5 protein-coding genes are annotated in these 4,969 nt (G+C 60.9%); all 5 read left to right on the top strand.

Annotation, left to right across the window (positions count from 1 at the left end; translation table 11 throughout):
- Window positions 1-97 precede the first annotated feature (97 nt).
- The 5 genes from PA598K_RS03305 to PA598K_RS03290 all read left to right on the top strand — a co-directional run bounded on the left by PA598K_RS03305 (window position 98) and on the right by PA598K_RS03290 (window position 4,940).
- Window positions 98-1,129: a TFIIB-type zinc ribbon-containing protein gene (locus PA598K_RS03305; RefSeq protein ID WP_128655479.1), complete on the top strand. Its 1,032-nt coding sequence runs from the start codon at window positions 98-100 to the stop codon at window positions 1,127-1,129.
- A complete protein-coding gene (locus PA598K_RS03300) occupies window positions 1,126-1,899 on the top strand; it encodes a TPM domain-containing protein (protein WP_128655478.1) in 774 nt (257 codons plus the stop codon). Before PA598K_RS03305 ends, PA598K_RS03300 begins: the two co-directional genes overlap by 4 nt.
- A gap of 18 nt (window positions 1,900-1,917) precedes the next feature.
- Complete coding sequence (locus PA598K_RS03295) at window positions 1,918-2,967, top strand: SPFH domain-containing protein (RefSeq protein ID WP_128655477.1); 1,050 nt, start codon at window positions 1,918-1,920, stop codon at window positions 2,965-2,967.
- Window positions 2,968-3,204: 237 nt separating this feature from the next.
- Window positions 3,205-3,840 (top strand): hypothetical protein, encoded by a 636-nt coding sequence (locus PA598K_RS35900; RefSeq protein WP_185601499.1) that lies wholly within the window; start codon window positions 3,205-3,207, stop codon window positions 3,838-3,840.
- 8 nt (window positions 3,841-3,848) lie between these two features.
- The gene (locus PA598K_RS03290; protein WP_185601496.1) at window positions 3,849-4,940 is read left to right on the top strand and encodes an AbrB family transcriptional regulator; all 1,092 of its coding nucleotides are present in this window, start codon (window positions 3,849-3,851) and stop codon (window positions 4,938-4,940) included.
- Window positions 4,941-4,969: the final 29 nt, after the last annotated feature.

Below are 4,969 nucleotides of genomic sequence, written 5' to 3'. Positions count from 1 at the left end.
AGAAATCTGGGGACAACAGCGATCGGAAGAACGATCCCGTGACCGTAGGCTCCTTTTTGAGGACATCCTGATTGATAGAGAGAAATGAGGTGAGAGGATGCCGGTTGTAGAGTACAAATGTCCCAATTGCGGGAGCGGGATGAACTTCGACAGCGCCTCCGGGATGCTGTCCTGTCCGAGCTGCGGCAGACAAGACAAGATCGACGACAGCTCCGACCCGCTGCTGGTCCAGACGTTCGAGGAGGGCGAGGCGGTAGAGTATCATTGCAACAGCTGCGGCGCGGACATCATCACTGAGCCCGAGACGTCGGCGACGACCTGCAGCTTTTGCGGGTCGGCTGTTGTGCTGGCGGACCGGCTGTCCGGTCAGCTGGCGCCGTCCAAGGTAATCCCGTTCGCGATCAGCAAGCAGCAGGCCGAGCAGGCCTTCCGCAAGTGGTGCCGGGGCGGACTGTTGACGCCGCGAGGCTTCATGACGGCAGATCGGATCAAGAGCATCACCGGCATCTACGTGCCGTTCTGGCTCTATGAGCTGAACAACGAGATCGAGGTGCAGGGCCACGGCACCAAGGTGCGGACGTACACGCGCGGCGAATACCGCTACACGGAGACGCAGCACTATGAGGTGTACCGCAAGATCCGGCTCAACTACAACAAGGTGCCGGTGGACGCGTCGGAGAAGATGAGCGACGAGCTGATGGACCGGCTGGAGCCGTTCCCTTACGGCCAACTCAAGACGTTTAACTCCCCGTATCTGGCAGGCTACATCGCGGAGAAGTACAGCTACGACGACAAGCAGCTGTTCCCCCGGGTGAAGGACAAGATCGCGCCATTCATCAACTCGTACATCCAGTCCACCGTCGGCGGCTATGCTACAGTAACGTACAGCCGCAAGGACATCGATACGCGGCTCCGACATGCGGACTACGCGTTGCTGCCGGTATGGATGGTCTATTATGATTACAATAAAAAAGGCTACACCTTCGCAATGAACGGCCAAACCGGCAAGGTAGTCGGCAAGCCCCCGATTAGTATGGGCAAGGTGGCGGCGTGGTTCGGCGGCGTCTCGGTCGTGACGCTGTTGGCGCTGAAGACGGTGTCGTGGGCGATGGGAGGCGGGTTCCTGTGAGACGATCGACATGGGCTGCGCTCGTACTAATGCTCGCGATTGGCTTGCTGCTCCTGCCGACCAGCAGCCTGGCGGCCGACAAGCAACGGATCTTCGACGAGGCCGGCCTGCTGAGCGACAGCGCGCGTGCAGAGCTGGAGACGCTGGCAGCGTCATACAGCGAGACGCATCAGACGGATTTCATCCTCTATACGACGGATCGAGAGCATAGTGTTGACGCGAAGCGGCTGACGCAGGACTTCTACGACGAGCGCGGCCCGGGGTATAACAAGTCCTTCGGCAATGCGGCGATTATGACGGTAGATATGTATACCCGCGATGTCTACATTGCCGGATTTTATCACGCCAAGGAATATCTCGACGACGCTCGGATTCAAAAGGTGCTGGATTACGTAGCGCCGCAGCTGACGAATGGCGACTACGCGGAGGCGTTCCGACAGTTCCTGGAGCGCTCTGACTACTATATGAGCTTCGAGCCAGGGTTCAACCCCGACAATATTTTGTTCAAAACGTGGTTCCAGGTGGCGGTATCGCTCGCTCTAGGGGCGCTCGTCGTCGGCGTGATGGCCTACCGCTCGGGCGGGCGGGTGACGATCAACCGGCAGACGTACGAGGATTCGGCGTCATCGGGCGTGCTGGCGCATCGCGACACGTACTTGCGGACGACGACGACCAAGACGAAGATTCCGAAGAACAACGGCGGCGGCGGTGGCGGCGGCGGGATGACCCGCGGCGGACATTCGCACAGCGGCGGCGGCCGATCATTTTAAGAGAAGGGACGATGTGAGATGGTATTTTTTCGCAATCAGTTCGCCAATGTAGTGGAATGGGAAGAATTCCGGGACGATATGATCTTCTGGAAGTGGAGCAACAAGGAGATCAAAAAGGGCAGCAAGCTGATCATCCGGCCGGGGCAGGATGCGATCTTCTTCAATAACGGGCGGATCGAGGGCGTGTTCGAGCAGGAGGGCGACTACAACATCGAGTCCGAGATCATCCCGTTCCTCTCGACGCTCAAGGGCTTCAAGTTCGGCTTCAACAGCGGTATGCGGGTCGAGGTTCTGTTCGTCAATACGAAGGAATTCACCGTCCGCTGGGGCACGCAAAATCCGGTGCTCATCCCGACGCCCCAACTGCCGGGCGGCATGCCGATCCGGGCTAACGGCACCTTCAACTTCAAGGTGAGCGACTATGTGGCGCTGATCGACAAGATCGCTGGCGTCCGCGACAGCTATCTGGTCGAGGATGTGCGCATCCGCATCACCTCGGCGCTGGACCAACTGCTCATGAAGTGGATCAGCCGCGAGGGCAAGGATATGTTCAATCTGCAAGCCAATGCGCATGATATCGCACGCGGCATCCGCGAGGATCTGGACATGGAGATTCTGAACAACGGCATCACGATTACCGGCTTCAACGTCATGAGCTTCAACTATCCGAAGGAAATCCAGGATATGATCACCAAGACCGCCTCGCATGAGATGATCGGCAACGTATCCAAGTACCAGCAGATCTCCATGACCGACGGCATCGCCTCCGGCAAGGTGCAGGGCGGCGGCGCGGCCTCCGACATGGCGGGGATGATGATGGGCATGAATATGGCCAACGAAATGATGAAAAACATCAATCAACAAGGCCAAGGCCAGAATCGGGGCAACAACTCGGGCCAAGGCAACGGCGGCGGTCAAGGGCAGGGTAGCGGCGGCTCGTCGTCCTCCGGCAATGCGGGCTCCGGGGCGTCATCCGGCGGCCAGGCCAAGCCGAACTTCTGCCCGAACTGCGGCGCCAAAAACGAAGGCGCCAACTTCTGTCCGAACTGCGGTCAGAAGCTGGGCTAAGGGCACGGTTAGGTCAACCAGATATTGTTGCTGGTTGGCCTTTTCTTTTTGCTCTGCTCACCGTTCCTATCCCTGTCCAGGCCTAGGCGGGCCGGGCTTTTCCATCGCCTCATTGCAGGCGATTTTTTTTGCGTTTAGAATGGTAGAGACGGACTTCCGATCCTGAAGCGATGCTTAGGTCCGGACAGAGCTTTCTTAACGCGATTAATCTTTTGGCTATTTGGGCTAATAATGGGGGTGGTTCGCATCGAAGAAAAAATGGCTGGACAAGCGCCTTATGAGGGCCGGCGGCTATGGCTCGCGCAGCTCATCTCGCGCCTTACCAACCCGCTCTATGTCGCGCCCCCGCTGTTCCTGACGGTAGCGATCTTCACGGCGCCGGATGTGGAGGCTGGACTGCTGTGGTGGCTCGTGATCGGGCTAGGCCTCTCGGTCGCGCCGCTCCTGCTGATCCGGCGCGGCGTGCGTCGGGGCACATATTCCAATGTACATGTGAGCCGCAGGGAGCAACGGCTGGTGCCGTTCCTCTTCACCGGCGGCTGCATGGTTGTTGTGCTCCTCGCCTTGTTCCTGACGCAAGCGCCGCTCCCGCTGCTGGCGGCGGTGACGGCGATGATCTGTACGCTGCTGATCGCGCTCGCCATTACGCAGTGGGCTCGCTGGAAGATCAGCCTCCATCTGATCGGCTTCGCTGGGGCGCTGACGACGCTTGCTGTGGTGGTCGCGCCGTTATTTTTCGTATCCTACGTGCTGCTGCCCTTGATCGGCTGGGCCCGCTGGCGGGTGCGCGCGCATACGGTCGGTCAGATCTGCGCAGGCAGTCTGCTCGGTCTCGGCGCTCCGCTGGTTGTGTACCGGCTGTTCGGGTTATAGGGGCGGCTATGAGATATATTATCGTACAACGCACGCTGTTGACGGCTGTCCTCGCCGTGGCGGGGGCGCTGCTGTTCCGTATGCTGCATATCCCGGTGCCGTGGCTGCTCGGGCCGATGTCGGCCGTGTTCGTCGCCTCGCTGCTGCTGCGAGGCGAGGCCGTCCGGCCGAGCTGGTCGCCTGTGCTGCGCAATAGCGGGATGATCATCGTCGGGTATGCGATCGGCCTCTCATTCACCCGCGAGGCGCTCATCCAGATCGGCTACCAGCTGCCGACGATGATCGTCCTGGCGGCGCTGCTGATGGCGCTCTGCGCGCTGATCGCTCTGCTATGCAGCCGACTCGCCGGGGTCGACCTGCCGACGGCGCTGATCGGCTGCGTGCCGGGCGGACTGTCCCAAGTCGTCGTGCTCGCGGAGGAGATGCGCGGGGTCAATGTGACGGCGGTAACGATCTTCCAGGTCGTGCGAGTGCTGCTGATCGTCCTGCTCGTGCCGCTGCTGGCGGTCAGTCCGCTGCTCGGCGGCACTCCCGGCGCAGGCGGGCCGCTGCCTGTGGAGACGACAGCTCCGCTCGGGCCGGGCTTCCTCCTGTTCGTGGTGACAGGCGCGCTGGCGATCTGGCTAGGCCAGCGGATCAAGCTGCCGACGCCTTACATGGTGGCTCCGATCCTCAGCACGGCGCTGTTGATCCAGCTCGGTCTGCAAGCGCCGGAGCCGCCGGCAGCGTTCCTCCAGGCAGCGCAGCTGCTGATCGGCGTCTATGTCGGCCTGATGCTCAAGCCGTCGCAGGCCGAGCGCAAGCTGCGGCTGCTGTCCGTCGCCGTGCTTGGCAGTCTGCTGCTGATCGCCGGCAGCCTTGGTATGGCTGAGCTGGTCGGGCGGATGCATGCGATCGATCATATGACCGGCTTCCTGGCGATGGCGCCCGGCGGGATGGATCAGATGAGTCTGATCGCCCATGAGGTCGGCGCAGACCTGCCAGTCGTCTCGGCTTACCAGCTGTTCCGCCTGATGTTCGTCTACTTTATCGTTCCGCCGCTGCTCAAGCTGCTGCTCCAGCGTCTATACCGGTCCCGGATGTCCCGCCCTCAGTCGTAGCTGGAGGCGGGCTTTTTTGTGCGCTTGGC

Origin of the sequence: Paenibacillus sp. 598K (genome assembly GCF_003851045.1) — a bacterium.
Taxonomy (GTDB): Bacteria; Bacillota; Bacilli; order Paenibacillales; family Paenibacillaceae; genus Paenibacillus_D.
Note: the sequence above shows the minus strand (reverse complement) of the source record. Positions and strands in the feature narration are given on the sequence as shown.